Source organism: Salinigranum rubrum (genome assembly GCF_002906575.1).
Classification (GTDB): Archaea; Halobacteriota; Halobacteria; order Halobacteriales; family Haloferacaceae; genus Salinigranum; species Salinigranum rubrum.
Window position 1 is genome coordinate 444,274 of record NZ_CP026309.1, and the last position, 13,867, is coordinate 458,140.

At 67.9% G+C, this 13,867-nt stretch carries 13 protein-coding genes and 1 pseudogene; 5 read left to right on the plus strand and 9 right to left on the minus strand.

Features of this window, described 5'->3' with window-relative positions; genetic code table 11:
- Nucleotides 1–65: 65 nt before the first annotated feature.
- A complete protein-coding gene (locus C2R22_RS02150; RefSeq protein ID WP_103424139.1) occupies nt 66–731 on the minus strand; it encodes an HVO_0476 family zinc finger protein in 666 nt (221 codons plus the stop codon).
- Between the two features lie 370 nt (nt 732–1,101).
- Nucleotides 1,102–2,051: pseudogene (locus tag C2R22_RS02155) on the minus strand (aminopeptidase).
- A gap of 186 nt (nt 2,052–2,237) precedes the next feature.
- On the opposite strand from C2R22_RS02155, the gene C2R22_RS02160 reads away from it, so the two are divergent.
- Nucleotides 2,238–3,299 (plus strand): type II glyceraldehyde-3-phosphate dehydrogenase, encoded by a 1,062-nt coding sequence (locus C2R22_RS02160; protein WP_103424140.1) that lies wholly within the window; start codon nt 2,238–2,240, stop codon nt 3,297–3,299.
- A gap of 20 nt (nt 3,300–3,319) precedes the next feature.
- On the opposite strand, the gene C2R22_RS02165 is transcribed toward C2R22_RS02160, so the two are convergent.
- Nucleotides 3,320–4,525 carry a phosphoglycerate kinase gene (locus C2R22_RS02165; RefSeq protein ID WP_103424142.1) on the minus strand — a complete coding sequence of 402 codons (1,206 nt, stop codon included), beginning with the start codon at nt 4,523–4,525 and terminating at the stop codon, nt 3,320–3,322.
- 176 nt (nt 4,526–4,701) lie between these two features.
- On the minus strand, nt 4,702–5,751 hold the full coding sequence (gap, locus tag C2R22_RS02170; protein ID WP_103424143.1) for a type I glyceraldehyde-3-phosphate dehydrogenase: 1,050 nt from the start codon (nt 5,749–5,751) through the stop codon (nt 4,702–4,704).
- 194 nt (nt 5,752–5,945) lie between these two features.
- On the opposite strand from gap, the gene C2R22_RS02175 reads away from it, so the two are divergent.
- Nucleotides 5,946–6,311 (plus strand): Hsp20/alpha crystallin family protein, encoded by a 366-nt coding sequence (locus tag C2R22_RS02175; protein WP_103424145.1) that lies wholly within the window; start codon nt 5,946–5,948, stop codon nt 6,309–6,311.
- Between the two features lie 15 nt (nt 6,312–6,326).
- Here C2R22_RS02175 and C2R22_RS02180 read toward each other — a convergent pair whose 3' ends face one another.
- The 3 genes from C2R22_RS02180 to C2R22_RS24775 form a co-directional block, all read right to left on the minus strand.
- A complete protein-coding gene (locus C2R22_RS02180) occupies nt 6,327–7,205 on the minus strand; it encodes an ATP-grasp domain-containing protein (RefSeq protein WP_103424147.1) in 879 nt (292 codons plus the stop codon).
- Nucleotides 7,206–7,257: 52 nt separating this feature from the next.
- The gene (locus C2R22_RS02185; RefSeq protein ID WP_103424149.1) at nt 7,258–7,788 is read right to left on the minus strand and encodes a 50S ribosomal protein L16; all 531 of its coding nucleotides are present in this window, start codon (nt 7,786–7,788) and stop codon (nt 7,258–7,260) included.
- A gap of 190 nt (nt 7,789–7,978) precedes the next feature.
- Nucleotides 7,979–8,137: a hypothetical protein gene (locus tag C2R22_RS24775; protein WP_162562343.1), complete on the minus strand. Its 159-nt coding sequence runs from the start codon at nt 8,135–8,137 to the stop codon at nt 7,979–7,981.
- Nucleotides 8,138–8,704: 567 nt separating this feature from the next.
- Between C2R22_RS24775 and C2R22_RS02190 the strand changes: the two genes are divergently transcribed.
- Nucleotides 8,705–9,349: a type 1 glutamine amidotransferase gene (locus tag C2R22_RS02190; protein WP_103424151.1), complete on the plus strand. Its 645-nt coding sequence runs from the start codon at nt 8,705–8,707 to the stop codon at nt 9,347–9,349.
- Between the two features lie 29 nt (nt 9,350–9,378).
- On the opposite strand, the gene nucS is transcribed toward C2R22_RS02190, so the two are convergent.
- Nucleotides 9,379–10,158: an endonuclease NucS gene (gene nucS / locus C2R22_RS02195; protein ID WP_173862764.1), complete on the minus strand. Its 780-nt coding sequence runs from the start codon at nt 10,156–10,158 to the stop codon at nt 9,379–9,381.
- Nucleotides 10,159–10,279: 121 nt separating this feature from the next.
- Here nucS and C2R22_RS02200 point away from each other — a divergent pair, with 121 nt between their 5' ends.
- A complete protein-coding gene (locus C2R22_RS02200) occupies nt 10,280–11,533 on the plus strand; it encodes an MFS transporter (protein ID WP_245902856.1) in 1,254 nt (417 codons plus the stop codon).
- A gap of 66 nt (nt 11,534–11,599) precedes the next feature.
- Nucleotides 11,600–12,052, plus strand: coding sequence for a pyridoxamine 5'-phosphate oxidase family protein (locus C2R22_RS02205; protein ID WP_245902857.1), 453 nt, complete (start codon nt 11,600–11,602; stop codon nt 12,050–12,052).
- Between the two features lie 24 nt (nt 12,053–12,076).
- Here C2R22_RS02205 and C2R22_RS02210 read toward each other — a convergent pair whose 3' ends face one another.
- A complete protein-coding gene (locus C2R22_RS02210; protein ID WP_103424155.1) occupies nt 12,077–13,693 on the minus strand; it encodes a hypothetical protein in 1,617 nt (538 codons plus the stop codon).
- Nucleotides 13,694–13,867 lie beyond the last annotated feature (174 nt).

The following is a 13,867-nucleotide window of genomic DNA, read 5'->3' on the forward strand; positions in this document are numbered from 1 at the left end:
TACCGAGGGACGGCGTGAGAATCGAAACGGCTCGTGGGTCGACTGAGTTGGATCGATCGTCGTCGTTACCAGGCGGACCAGGCCGCGGTCGTGGTGTCGCGTCCGTAGAGGCGTTTCACGTCCTTGGCGAACACCATGTCGCCCTCGTGGTCGAACTTGTCGAACCGGTAGTTCTCGGCGTCGGCGTCGGTCCGGACGTGGATGCCGTCGACCTCGAACTCCTCGTCGCCCGCGGACTCGACCTCGCCGACGACGAACTCGTAGTCGCCGGGAACCTGCATCTTCAGGCTCCGAGAGGCGTCCTCGCGGCCGTCCTTGGGGTGAATGGTGACGTTCACGGTCACGTTGTCGACGACGCGCGTCCAGACGGTCTGGACGTCCTCGACGATTGCCTCGTCGACGCGCTGTTCGGGACCGACCTCGATGGCCGTGACTCGAACCTGCATCAGCGCCTCGGGCGTGTCGACGATCAACTCGTCGCCGACTTCGACCGTGTCCTCGGCGGGCGCGTCGACGGTGGTCGACAGCGACTCGCCGTCCTGGGAGACGACGACGTCGACCGGCACCTCGCGGGGCTTCGCTATCTTCTCCTTGCGGACGTGGCCGCAGGCCGTACACCGGACGGTGGAGTGGCCGTCCGGCTTGATGACCTCGTGGACCGTCTGCTCGTCGGGCGAGCAGGACGGACAGACGAGCGGGACGCGCTCGCCGGCGTCGGGAATCGTACTCATATGCGCTCGTCTACTCTCCCCACCCGTGAAAAGGGCACGTTTCGCCGGTTCTGTGGGTGGACGTGGCACGGTTTGGAGCGCATCGCGGCCGTCGTTTCGAGCGTATCGTGGGTGCCGACGGGACGCACGGGTGCGAGACCGGGACGTGTCTCGTCGGGGATGTGCGTCCGAACGGAAAAGAGACCGCGCGGTCGCCAGGGCGCTGAAGCCACAGACCTCCCCAGCCGACTCCCTCACCCCTCGCTGTGCTCGGGGGTTCGGTCATCCCTCGCGCCGCGGCGCGACACGGCGTCGCGCCCGTCGCGCCACCGCGAGCCATGCCAGTTCGACCTCCTCGTGTCGGTACCGCCGTTCGGGGACTTTCGGTCGCTCACCGAGGAAGTTCCACTTCCTCGCTATCCGCGTACACGGTCGGCTCTCTCAGGATGCCGTCCAGATGCAGCGGTGCCTCGGTGTCGCCGCCGATGGAGGCGTCGTCGCCGATGGCGATGTGCACCGTGCCGGCGGCCTTCTCGTCTAAGAGTACCGACCCGACCAACTCGGTGACGCCGACGTTCGTGCCGATGCCCAGTTCGGCGAGGTTGTACGCGTCCCGTCCCACCGACTCGGCTCCCGCTTCGACCTGCTCGCGCACGGCGTCGTCCGAGATGTGAGTGACGTAGCCGTCTTCGACCTCGAATCGTAGTTCCTCGTTCAGGAGGCCGTGCGGCCGCATCGTCCCGTCGACGACGTACGTTCCGTTCGCCGTCTCGGGCGCGACGAACACCTCCCCTGCGGGCAGGTTCGAGAACGCGCCGGCCTCGTGGACGAGTCCGGTGTCGGAGTGCCACTCGCGGCTTCCGGGCTCGAACGTGATGTCCGTCCCCGCCTCGGTCGTCACCCGCACCTCCTCGGCGTCCGAGACCTGCTCGTACACCGCCGCGCAGTGCTCGGAGATGGCCCGGTAGTCGGCGTCTAACCCGCGACCATCACCTCCTCGGTGATACCGGGCATCGTCGCGCCGCGCGCCCCGTTCTCGCAGGCGGCCGACCGTGCACGGGTGTGGCTGATACTCTTCGTGGTCGGCGCGACGAACACGTCGGCGTCGCGCATCGCCGCCGCCACTGCGTCGGGCGGTTCGGCCCCGTGCTGTGGGCCCGGCGGATACTGCACGACGACGACGTCTCCTGTGTGCGCTCTCCCGGCCTCGTAGAGGAACTCGCCGATGCGCCGGCGCTTGTCGTCCGTGACGACCACGAACGACTCCCCCTCCGCGACGGCGAGACACTGTGTCACCGCCGTCTCGGCGGCCTCCGTGAGCCGTGTGTCGGATTCGTCCATACCGCGGCGAAGGGGGTTGAGTTGGTTAGGTCTTCCCCTCGCCCTTTCGCCCGTTCTCTCCGCTTGAAGTTCGCTAAATCTCTCACCCGGCCGCCTGAAAACATCGAAGCCGTTACTCGTGTAGGAATTAATTTCTACCTGTTAGCGTCCGAAATAACTATCTGGCTGTCCCGTCGATGGAGGGGTATGTTGAAGGTCGGAATAAACGGGTACGGTACCATCGGGAAGCGCGTGGCCGACGCGGTCGCCGCACAACCGGACATGACGGTCGTCGGCGTCGCCAAGACGCAGCCGAACTACGAGGCGCACGCCGCCGTCCGTCGTGGGTACCCGTTGTACGCCGCCATCCCCGAACGCGCCCCGCTCTTCTCCGAGGCCGGGCTTGAACTCGCCGGTGCCGTCGACGAACTCGTCGCCGAAGCCGACATCATCGTCGACGCCACGCCCTCCGGAATCGGTGCTGAGAATCGCTCGCTCTACGAGTCCCACGACACCCCCGCGCTGCTTCAGGGCGGCGAGTCGGCCGATGTCGCCGACGTGAGCTTCAACGCCCGGGCCAACTTCGACGCCGCCGAGGATGCCGACTACGCCCGCGTCGTCTCGTGTAACACGACCGGGCTCTCTCGCGTCATCGCCCCGCTCCAGGAGGAGTACGGCGTCGAGAAGGTCCGCGCGACGCTGGTCCGTCGGGGAGGCGACCCCGGACAGAACACCCGCGGTCCCATCAACGACATCCTCCCGAACCCCATTCACGTTCCTTCCCACCACGGCCCCGACGTCAAGACCATCTTCACGGACCTCGACATCGACACGATGGGACTGAAGGTGCCGGCGACGCTGATGCACGTCCACGCGCTGAACGTCACGCTCGACGAGCGCGTCACCGCCGCGCACGTCCAGGCTCTTCTGGAGCAGGAGAACCGCCTCTACGTCATCCCCGAGGGGATGGGTATCGACGGCGTCGGGAAACTGAAGAACTTCGCGCTCGACGCCGGCCGCCCCCGCGGCGACCTCTGGGAGAACTGCATCTGGGGCGAGTCCATCGGCGTACGGGGCAGGGACCTCTACCTGTTCCAGGCCATCCACCAGGAGTCCGACGTGGTCCCCGAGAACGTCGACGCCATCCGCGCCGTGATGGGCCTCGAACCGCAGGACGAGTCGATGCGACTCACCGACGATACGCTGGGCGTCGGCATCAGCGGTGATCCGGCGGGGTTTAGCCAGCAGCAGGTTCCCGCCGACGACTGACGACCGGCCGGTCGGTTACGCTACTCTCGCTTCAACAGTTCGACGGCGACGAGCGGTTCGCCCGTCAGCGCGCGGATGTAGGCCCCGCCGGCGATGGAGACGTGCGAGAAGTCCTCCTCCGAGAGGCCGTACATCTCGATGGCGCGGGAGGTGTCGCCGCCGCCGACGACGGAGAAACAGTCGGTGTCGGCGATGGCTTCGAGCACGCCGACGGTCCCGACCGCGAACCGCTCGTCCTCGAACAGGCCGAGCGCGCCCTTCACGAAGACAGCCTCCGAGTCGCGGATGATGGGGTCGTACTTCGCCACGGTCTCCGAGCCGACGTCGAGGAACGCGCGGTCCTTCTCCGTGATGACGTCGATGCGGCTCTCGGCCCGCTCGTCGTTGTCGTCCTCGTACGCGAGGTCGACGGCGAGTTCGATCTGGTCACCGCGCTCTTCGAGGAGCGACTCGATGGTCTCGTGGTTCTTCTCCCACTGGTCGTCGAAGAGGTCCATTCCCTCGATGTCCTCGCCGACGGGGTAGCCGTCCGCGCGGAGGAACAGTTCGCCGGCGATGCCCCCCAGACAGAAGGTGTCGACCCTGCCGCCGATGGCGTTCATCACCGAGATGACGTCCGTCGCCTTCGTCCCGCCGACCACCATCGTCACGTCGCCGTCGAACTCCTTGGTGGCGATGGCGGAGTTGGCCTCGTACTCCGCGACCATCACGCGGCCGGCGAAGGCGGGGAGCACCAGGGGAAAGCCCACGAGCGAGGCGTGTGCCCGGTGGGCCGCGGAGTACGCGTCGTTGACGTACGCGTCGAACTCCGGGGCGAGGGTTCGAACGAACTCGCTTTCGGCGTGGGCTTCGGGCTCTTTCTCGGGCAGTTCGTCGTCGGTCATCCGGGTGTTCTCCAGGAGGAGGACGTCGCCGGCGTCGAGGGCGCGGATGGCGTCTATCGCCTCCTCGCCGTACGTCGAATCGACGAAGCCGACCTCGACGCCGGCGTGGTCGGCGAGGACCTCGGCGTGGCTCGAAAGCGAGATGAAGTCGTCGTCGCCGGGGCGGCCCTGGTGGGCCATGAGCGCGACGCGGTGGCCGGCGTCGGCGAGGTCGCGGACGGTCTCGGCGTGGCGCTCGAACCGTCGGTTGTCCTGGGCGACGCCGTCTTCCACGGGAGCGTTCAGGTCGAGTCGGACGAGGACGCGCTGCTCGGGGTCGAGGTCGTCGAGCGTCTTGAACATGTCTCGTGTGTGAATCGTCGCGTGACGGGCACTTAGTCGTGTGCGAACTCGGTCCGGCTCCGGGGAACGGCGGCGCTCTCTGGGTGGGTGCGAAAGAGTGAAACGTGGTGTCGGTGATCGGTGGTCGGCGCCGGGGGTGGCGCTCGGTCCGGACGGTTCGGGGAGGCTCGGCTAACTCAGTTGTCGTGGACGTACGCGGCGACGTCGAGCATCCGGTTCGAGAACCCGTACTCGTTGTCGTACCACGTCAGGATCTTCGCCTGCTTGCCGTCGGCGACGACGTTCGTCGAATCGAGGTCGACGTACGACGAGTGGGGGTTGCCGAGGATGTCGCGGGAGACGATCTGATCGTCCGTGACGCCGAGGACGCCCGCCATCTCGCCCGCTGCGGCGTCCATGAACGCGCCGTTGATCTCCTCGGCGCTCGGCTGGGATTCGAGTTCGACGACGAGTTCGGTGAGCGACCCGTTCACCGTCGGGACGCGGATGGCCATCCCGTCGAGTTTGCCCTGAAGTTGCGGCAGGATTTCGGTGGTCGCCTGCGCGGCGCCCGTCGACGTCGGGACGATGTTCTCGGCGGCGGCGCGGCCGCGGCGGCGCTTCGACTGCGGCGCGTCGATGATGCTCTGGCTCCCGGTGTACGAGTGGACCGTCGTGAGTTGGCCCGCGACGATGCCGAACTCGTCGTCGAGCACCTTCGCGACCGGCGTCACACTGTTCGTGGTACACGAGGCGTTGGAGACGACGTCCTCGCCCTCGTACTCGTCGTGGTTGACGCCGTAGACGATCTGTTTGACCGGTTCCTCGCCCTTCGGCGGCGCGCTGATGACGACCTTGTCCGCGCCGGCCTCGACGTGTGCGGAGGCGTCCTCGTACGTGCGGAAGATGCCCGTACACTCGAGAGCGACGTCGACGTCGAGGTCCCCCCACGGGAGTTCGGCGGGCGACTGCACGTTGTACAGGTCGACCGACGTCCCGCCGATGATGAGCCGTTCGTCCTCCAGTTCGACGCCGTCGAGCCGCGGCATGACGGAGTCGTACTTGACGAGATACGCCATGTCGTCGAACGACATCACGTCGTTGATGCCGACGAGGTCGATCCGCGGGTTGTCCAGGACCGCCCGGAAGATGTTGCGACCGATGCGCCCGAAGCCGTTGAGTCCCACCCTGACGACCTCCTCATCGGGGACGTCGTCACCGGCACTCAGGTACGATTTTTCACTCATAAGCGAGTTAGTTACGGTTGTATGTCCTCGACCACGGACTAAATCTGTTTCGGAACCACCATACCTCTTGTGCGACTGTCTCGCGAGACCGGATGTTTCGGGCGCGACCGCCGCGCTCGGTCGGACCTCCGCCGATTCTCGCAGATGATTCGTGTTGCAGAAGGCTTTTGGTACGATGAACCATACCTCCGTCCATGCGAAGAGACGACCGTGACGATCCGTTCGACTCCATCTTCGGCGAGATCGAACGGATGATGAGCGAAATGACTGGCGGCGACACCACCGGCTTCGCCTCCGAGACCCACGTCGACGTGTTCGACGAGGGTGACACCGTTCGCCTCGTCGCGGACCTCCCGGGCGTGGAGAAGGACGCGATCGACCTCAAGTGCGACGGGGAGACACTCACCGTCTCGGCCGCCTCGGACCGACGCGAGTACGACGAGCGCATCCGACTCCCGGCGCGCGTCGACGAACACTCCGCCTCCGCGTCGTTCAACAACGGCGTCCTGCAGGTCACCTTCGACAAGGTCGAAGACTCCGCCGCCATCGACGTCGAGTAACCGAACGCGTCGCGGTCACCTCTCCGTTCTTTCGGCCGTCCGCTCGATGAGGCCCGCGAGCGCGTCGTAGAAGCCCGCGTCGTACTTCTCGGCGCGGTCGATGGTCGGGCGCGCGTTCGTCTCGCCGACGACCACGCGCGACTCCGTCACGAGGAGGTCCACGCCCAGGTAGTCGATGCCGAGCGTCTCGGAGACGGATTCGGCGAGCCGTCTGTATTCGGGGGAGAGGTCCACCCGTTCGGCTTCGGCCCCGCGGTGGACGTTGTGCTTCCACCGGCCGGCCTCCCGCGCCGGGTCGGGCAGTCGACGCTCGACCCCGCCGTAGCAGTCGCCGTCGACGACCATCGCGCGGTAGTCGCGCGCGTCCGGGAGGAACTCCTGGATCAGGTACGACTTGTCGCCCGTGGCGCGGTAGTCGTGGACCAGGTCGAGGTAGTCGACCACCCCCAGCAGGGAGTCCTCGTCGTCGACCTTCGTGACGCCCACCCCGCGGGTCGCGGAGTTCGGTTTCACGACCAGCGGGTACGCCATCCCCGAGACGGCCGCGCTCACTTCCGCCTCCGAAACGGGGTTCGACAGCATCACCGTCTCGGGAACCGCGATTCCCGCCCGGGCGAGCGCCGCGACGACGCCGCCCTTGTTCCGCGAGGTCACCACGGCCTCGCGGTCGTTCACCCACGGGACCCCGAGGAGCGCGTCGAGCGCGCCCCCTTCCATCAGCCGGGTGGGGAAGACGAATCCGACGTCGACGTCGGGCACGTCGGGCGACGCGTCCGTGAGACCGATGGCCCGTTCCTTCGCCTGGAGCGGGACGACCTCGATTCCGCGGTCGGCGAGCGGGTCGCGCATCCGCTCGAACGTCTCCTCCTGTGTGGCGACCGCCAGCCGAAGCATACACTACGGGGAGAGCGACGGGAGAAAAACCGTTCGACGCGTGCGACGAGCCTCAGGCGACCAGCAGTTCTTCGCCCTTCTCGACGACGACGCGACACGGCGGCGACATCTTGTTGTACGAGCGGCGGAGCGCGTCCTTCGCGATGTCGGCGTGTTCGGGCCGGCAGTAGATGCTGAAGACGACATCGCCGTTCATGACGCGCGCGGCGGTGCCGACGGGCTTGCCGAACGCCTGGCGCATCCCGTCCGAAACGCGGTCCGCACCCGCACCCGTCGCCTGCTTGTTCTCGCGGATGACGTGGTGGGGGTGCTTGTGGAGGATCATCTTGTAGTTCTCCTGGCCGACCTGCTTCAACATGCGGCGGTTCGCCGACAGCCGCGCCGATTCGAGCGAGCCGTGTCGGATCTGACACTCCTCCTCGACGCGGAGGCTGATGTGGACCGGGTAGTCGTCGGGACCGGTCTGGAGGTTGCCCATGTTGAACTGTGCGATCTTCGAACCGGGGACGCCCGTGATGTACTCCCGTCGAGTGTACGCGGACGTGTCGATCTCCCGGTACATGGAGGCCGGTTTGTCTGCCATGGTTACTTGCGTTGGCGAACGTCTACGCGGGCTAAAAGGGCTTCGAAGCGCCCGCACGCCGTGAGTCGGTTTCACGGCCTGGGACGGCCCCCGCCCCCACATCCGACGGCCACCGCTCTCTTTCGGCACGGCTCGCAGTCCCCTGGCGATACCGCTGCGGACGGGGACGCGTCCCGTCAACCGACGGCGCTCAGAAGTAGAACACCTCGAACTCGTGGTCGCACTCGCGACACGCGAGGTCACGTCCGCGGAGCCGTTCGCCTCCCCCGTCCGGGAGCACCGCGTCGAGGTCGGTCCGGACGGTCGCCTCACAGGACGGACACGAGAGTTCGACTGGTTTCCATGCCATAGAACACTCTCACGATTTCTGATGGGTTAGCTATGCTCGTGATAACCGTGTTAACGACTCCCAAATTCAGAGTATGGTGAACGTACTCGGTCGGGCTGAAGTCACGGGCGTGTTGGACGAAGTGAGCGGGGAGGGTGGTTGAGTGAGCGTCGAGAGGAGAATCGGCGAGACGGCGCCCCTGCGGTACACGGGCGCGGTGTGGCCGCAGCCTCGCCCACCGGAGCAACTCCGTTGCGCCGAGCCGTTCGTTCGGTTCTCTCACGAGGACCCCCCCCAGCCGGTCGCCCGCTCTCACGCGCGAGGGATGAAAGACACGCGCGAACAGCGCGGGACGCGAAGCGTCCCGCTGGCCGTGCGGCGCGGGCGTGGCCGCGCCGCAGACGCAGTGCGTACGTGTCCGAATCGGCTGGGGAGGGGGTGGCTTCACTGCGCCCGTGTGCCGCGCGCCCTGCCCGCTGTCCCTCGCCTTCGTCAACAGTTTTTCACGCCCCACTGACTGCACGCTCTCCGTGTCGGACACCGAAGCGCTATTACCCGCGCTCGAACCTCCTCTCACGTAGAGACGCAATGCTCCTCGTCTGCGACACCGAGGTCGACCCCGACGCCTACGGCTACCTCCCGCAGGCGCTGCGCGCGCTGCTCCCCGACCACGAACACTCCCACTACCCCTCCGGCGAACGCCCCTCGCTCGACGGCGTCGACGCCGTCGTCGTCACCGGGAGCACCGCCGGCGTCTACGAGGCCGACGACCGGCCGTGGATCCGCGACGCGAAGCGGTTCGTCCGTCGAACGGTCGACCGCGAGATACCGTTGCTCGGCGTCTGCTTCGGTCACCAACTCGTGAACGACGCACTCGGCGGCCGCGTCGAACACCGCGGGCTCACCGCCCGCCTCGTCGACGCGGACATCGCCGACGACCCGCTGTTCGCCGGGGTCGAACCCACGTTCCCGATGGTCCACGGCGACCACGTCACCGACCTCGGCGAGGGCATGGAAGCTATCGCCAGCGCCGACTACTACCCCCTGCTGGCGAGCCGACACGTCGACGCGCCCGTCTGGACGACCCAGTACCACCCGGAGTTCACCGGCGATTTCCTCTCCAGAATCGAACGCGACTTCGGCTGGGAGGGCGCCCGAGACTTCGGTGACGTCACGGCCACCCGCACCGTCGAGAACTTCCTCCGACTCGCGGGGGTCGATAGCGACGACTGACCCGTCGCTGGGCCGTTCGGCCTGCCGCCTCAGTCGTCCGCCGAATCTCGCTCCCTGTCCGGGTCCACGTCTTCGGACTCGTCTCCGTTCTCTCCCTCGTCCGGCCCCAGCGCGACGAACCCGAACCCTCGCTCGTCGAGCAGTGCGGCCGCGCGGTCAGTCACGGAGGGGGCTACGAGCACACCTCTCACCGTCTCGTCGCCCGTCTCCCGACCCACCGCGTCGACGTACCCCTGAAGCTGTCTGACCGCTCCCGGCCCGACCCGCCGGCGTTTCAACTCCACGACGACCGCCCGGCCCTCGCCGTCGCGCCCGAACACGTCGACTGGGCCGGCCATCGTCTCCCGCTCCGTCTCCAGCGGCTCGAACCCCTCCTCCACGAGAGCCGGGTCGTCGAGGATTCTGTTCCGGAGGTCCTCCTCGCTCCCGGTCAGCGCGAGTTCCGCGCGCTCCGCCACCGAAAAGGCCGAGAGCTGGTCGACCCGTTCGAACCGGACGTCGAGGACCTCTTCGGGGGTGGTGCGACGCGATTGCACCCGCAAACGACCGTCGCGGACGCTCGCACGGTGTTCGCTCCCCGGCGGCTGCCAGTTGACGGGCGTCCGCTTCTCGTCGGTGTGGACGAGCGCCGACCCGTCCGGTTTCAAGAGGAGAAGCCGGTCGCCCGGGCCGAGCGAACTCGACGCCCGGCCGTCGTACTCGACGGTACAGCGGCCGAAGACGACGACCATGTCGCCCCGGTCGAACGCCCCCTCCAGCGCGACGAGCGCGTCGCGGTGGGCCGGCCGGTGGAGTGTCTCGACGCTCACACCCTCCCTTGCGAGGCGGCGAAGAAAAACCACGCGTCCGTTCGATTCCTGCGCGCTGCGGTGTATCGCTGCCGCACGACCGTGCATCGGTTTATGCCGCACGCTCGCGTCCTCTCGAGGGATGAGAGACGGCGTCACCGTCGGGGGGTCGACGACGCGCTTCGCGGCGACCACGAAGTGGCAGGCGCTCGCTGTCCTCGCCGTCGCCGAACTGTTCGCGATGTCGCTGTGGTTCTCGGCGTCCGCCGTCGCGCCCGAACTCGCGTCGGCGTGGGGGCTCTCGCCGACCCAGACCGGCCTCCTGACCAGCGCCGTCCAGGTCGGCTTCGTCGTCGGGGCGCTCCTCTCGGCCGTGCTGACGCTCTCGGACACGGTTCAGCCCCGCTATCTCTTCACGGCGTCGGCGTTCGCCGGTGCGGGGTGCACCGTCGTCCTCGCGAGCGTCGTCGACAGCGCGTTCCCCGCCATCGTCCTCCGCTTTCTCACCGGTGTCGCCCTGGCGGGCGTCTATCCGCCGGGCATGAAGGTCGTGGCCGGGTGGTTCCGCGAGGGCCGGGGGCTCGCCATCGGGACGCTCATCGGCGCACTCTCCGTCGGATCGGCCCTCCCGCATCTCGTCCGCGGCGTCGGCGGTATCGGTCGCCCGACGCTCGTGCTCTACACCGCCGCCGGCCTCGCCGCGCTCGGCGGCGTCCTCGTGCTCTTCGTCCGCCCCGGACCACACCAGGCCCCGGCCGCTCCGTTCGACCCCCGCGCAGTCAGGCGCATTCTCGCCGACAGGGGAACGCTCCTCGCCAACCTGGGCTACTTCGGCCACATGTGGGAGCTCTATGCCGTCTGGACGTGGATTCCGGCGTTCCTCGCGGCGTCGTTCGCCCTCTCCGCGGACCCGCTCGCGACCCCTCAGGTCGCCGCCGTCCTCGCCTTCGGAACCATCGCCGTCGGCGGCCTCGGTGCGTTCGTCGCCGGCGTCGGCGCCGACCGGTTCGGCCGCACCACCGTCACCAGCGCGTCGATGCTCGTCAGCGGCACCGCCTGCCTCCTCGCTGGACTCGTCTTCGGCTCCTCGCTCGTCGTGCTCGCCCCGTTCGTCCTCGTGTGGGGGTTCGTCATCGTCGCCGACTCCGCGCAGTTCTCCGCCGCCGTGACCGAACTCGCCGAGGGGAGCTACGTCGGCAGCGCGCTCACGCTCCAGACCGCACTCGGCTTCCTCCTCACCACCGTCTCCATCCAGCTCGTCCCCCGACTCGTCGCGGTTGTCGGCTGGCAGTGGGCCTTCGCGCCGCTCGCCGTCGGCCCCGCGCTCGGCACGCTCGCCATGCTTCGCCTCCGTGGCCGCCCCGAGGCACGCAAACTCGCCGGCGGCCGGGGGTGACCGGCCCTTCTCACGTCGGAAGAACTGTCAGATTCGCTTATGTCTCTCGATACCGTATCCCATGGTATGGCAACGTTCCCACGAATTCAGGGCAATCAGATGGACGACGAGACCGCCCGACAGTTCCTCACGGAGCAGGGCTTCGGCGTCCTCTCGCTCGCCGCCGAGGGTGAGGCGTACGGCATTCCCATCACGTACGGCTACGACGCCGAGACCGAACGGCTCTACTTCGTCTTCCTCCGACCGGGCGAGGAGAGCAAGAAGGAGCGGTTCAGCGAGGCGACCGAGCGCGCCTCGTTCCTGACGTTCGACGTCCCCTCCCGCGAGGAGTGGCGGACGGTCATCGTGGCGGGGACGCTCCGTGTCGTCGACGACGAGTGGCCCGCCGTCCGCGACGCCCTGGAGGACAACGCGTGGTTCCCGACGCTGTTTTCGGAGTCGGAGCCGATGCGGGACATCCTCGGCTGGGCGCTCGACGTCGACGAGATAAGCGGGATGCACAGCCGCGCAACCAGATAACGAGCCTCGAACGCGCCGCGTCGTTCAGCGGCGGATCCGGGGGAACGACGGTAACGACGAGAGCGACGGCAACGACACGCTCGTGTCCTCCATGTCGACGTACTTCTCGATGGGCACGTCGACCGTCACGTTCCGCAGACGGGCGACCGAGAGCACGACGAGCAGGAGCGCTCCGACGGCGAACACGCCGAACCCGCCGTCTTCGACCGCCGTCGCCGTGTTCGTGGCCTCGCTGCCCTCGCTCTCGCCGCTGGGTTCGTCGGCCGGCGCGCCTCCCTCCGCCGGCACCTCGGTGGTCAGCGCCCCCGCGTCGTCGCTCGACCCCTCACCGTCGGCGGACGCCGCCGTCGGCACCGCGTACCGCGTGACGTGTTCGGTGCCGTCGGCGTCGACTGCGCGCACCACGACCGTCGTGTCCCCCCCGGACGCGAGACCGAGTTCCTCCTCGAACTCGATGTCGTTCCACACGTCACCGCCGTCGTACACCTGTGCGAAGTCGACGACGGTCCCGCTCTCGTCGACCGTCTCGACCGAGAGGGAACTGACGCGGCCGTCGCGGGCGGCACCGTAGACGTGGACCTCCTCGCCCGCGACGAGGTGGGTCCGCGTCTCGTCGACGGCGAGTGTGGGAACGACGTTCCGGACGTAGTTCACGACGACGAGTTCCTGCACCTCGTTCCCGCTCGTGTCGGTCGCCCAGACGGTGATGCGGTTCGGGCCGGGCACGAGTTCGACCTCGCGGCTGAACCGGACCCGCTCCCGAGCGGGGTCCGCCGCCGGGCCCTGCCCGACGACGACCGACCGACGGCTCACCTCGCCGAAGACGGCGTACGAGACGTCGTTCACCTGGACGTTGTCCGCCGCGGTCCCGTTGACGAAGACGGTCGACGAGGAGGTCTCCTCGGGGACGCCGTCGAACGACAGCGTCGGGTCGGTGGTGTCGGCGATGGAGAACGAGAGGTCGTACGTCCGGCTGTTGCCGAACTCGTCCTGGACGACCACGCGCACCGTGTTGTCGCCGGGACCCAAGAACAGTTCCTGCGAGAACTCCTCGCCGGGGTCGCGGATGACGTGGGTCTGGCTCACGACCTCGAAGTCGACGGCGGTCTGTGCGCGGTGCTCCCGAGTGATGCGGACGAATTCGACGTTCGACGCGTCCGTGAGCGTCCCCGAGAGCGTCACGCGCGACTCCGAAAGGCTCACGTCCGCCGGCGGCCGTCCGCGGGGGTCGCTCTCGAACGGCTCGTCGAACCCGATAAACGGCGCGACCTCGTCCTTCACGACCGTGATCTGACTCGCCGCGACGCTCCCGTCCGACCCGGTGACGACGACCTGTATCACCTGCGGTTCGTTCGGCAGGTCGAGTCGCATCGACTCCGACATCGTCTGCGTCCCGGGGACCCACGTCTGAACCGTCCGGCCGTCGACGCGGACGACGACGCGCTCGACGGTCGTCCGCGCGCTCGCCTCCACGGACAGGACGGGGTTCTCGGGGACCACGAGTCGGTCTCCAGGGTCCATCGACGTCCCGTCCACCGCGAGGTCGACCGTCGGCTCCGCTGCCACCACCGTCGCCGGTACGGTTCCGACGAGGACGAGGAGGGCGACGAGGACGACACGGACGAGCGAACCGCGCTGCATTGGTCGAGACTTGGCTGAACCGTACGTAAGCGTTGTGCGGCGATTATCCAGAATGATATCTTTGTTCGGAACGCGGGACAGTCACGAACGACCGAACACGAGTGCGCTCGCCCTCGCTCCCGAACGGCGGACGGTGACCTGCGTGGCCGTTCTCGCGCGTGACACTCGTTCGAC

What these genes read in the sequence shown, in the direction of transcription:
- C2R22_RS24775 (WP_162562343.1), bottom strand. Translation starts at nt 8,137, where the DNA reads ATGGCATGGAAACCAGTCGAACTCTCGTGTCCGTCCTGTGAGGCGACC.
- C2R22_RS02205 (WP_245902857.1), top strand. Translation starts at nt 11,600, where the DNA reads ATGGCAACGTTCCCACGAATTCAGGGCAATCAGATGGACGACGAGACC.
- C2R22_RS02175 (WP_103424145.1), top strand. Translation starts at nt 5,946, where the DNA reads ATGCGAAGAGACGACCGTGACGATCCGTTCGACTCCATCTTCGGCGAG.
- C2R22_RS02160 (WP_103424140.1), top strand. Translation starts at nt 2,238, where the DNA reads ATGTTGAAGGTCGGAATAAACGGGTACGGTACCATCGGGAAGCGCGTG.
- C2R22_RS02180 (WP_103424147.1), bottom strand. Translation starts at nt 7,205, where the DNA reads ATGCTTCGGCTGGCGGTCGCCACACAGGAGGAGACGTTCGAGCGGATG.
- C2R22_RS02210 (WP_103424155.1), bottom strand. Translation starts at nt 13,693, where the DNA reads ATGCAGCGCGGTTCGCTCGTCCGTGTCGTCCTCGTCGCCCTCCTCGTC.
- gap (WP_103424143.1), bottom strand. Translation starts at nt 5,751, where the DNA reads ATGAGTGAAAAATCGTACCTGAGTGCCGGTGACGACGTCCCCGATGAG.
- C2R22_RS02200 (WP_245902856.1), top strand. Translation starts at nt 10,280, where the DNA reads ATGAGAGACGGCGTCACCGTCGGGGGGTCGACGACGCGCTTCGCGGCG.
- C2R22_RS02190 (WP_103424151.1), top strand. Translation starts at nt 8,705, where the DNA reads ATGCTCCTCGTCTGCGACACCGAGGTCGACCCCGACGCCTACGGCTAC.
- C2R22_RS02185 (WP_103424149.1), bottom strand. Translation starts at nt 7,788, where the DNA reads ATGGCAGACAAACCGGCCTCCATGTACCGGGAGATCGACACGTCCGCG.
- C2R22_RS02165 (WP_103424142.1), bottom strand. Translation starts at nt 4,525, where the DNA reads ATGTTCAAGACGCTCGACGACCTCGACCCCGAGCAGCGCGTCCTCGTC.
- C2R22_RS02150 (WP_103424139.1), bottom strand. Translation starts at nt 731, where the DNA reads ATGAGTACGATTCCCGACGCCGGCGAGCGCGTCCCGCTCGTCTGTCCG.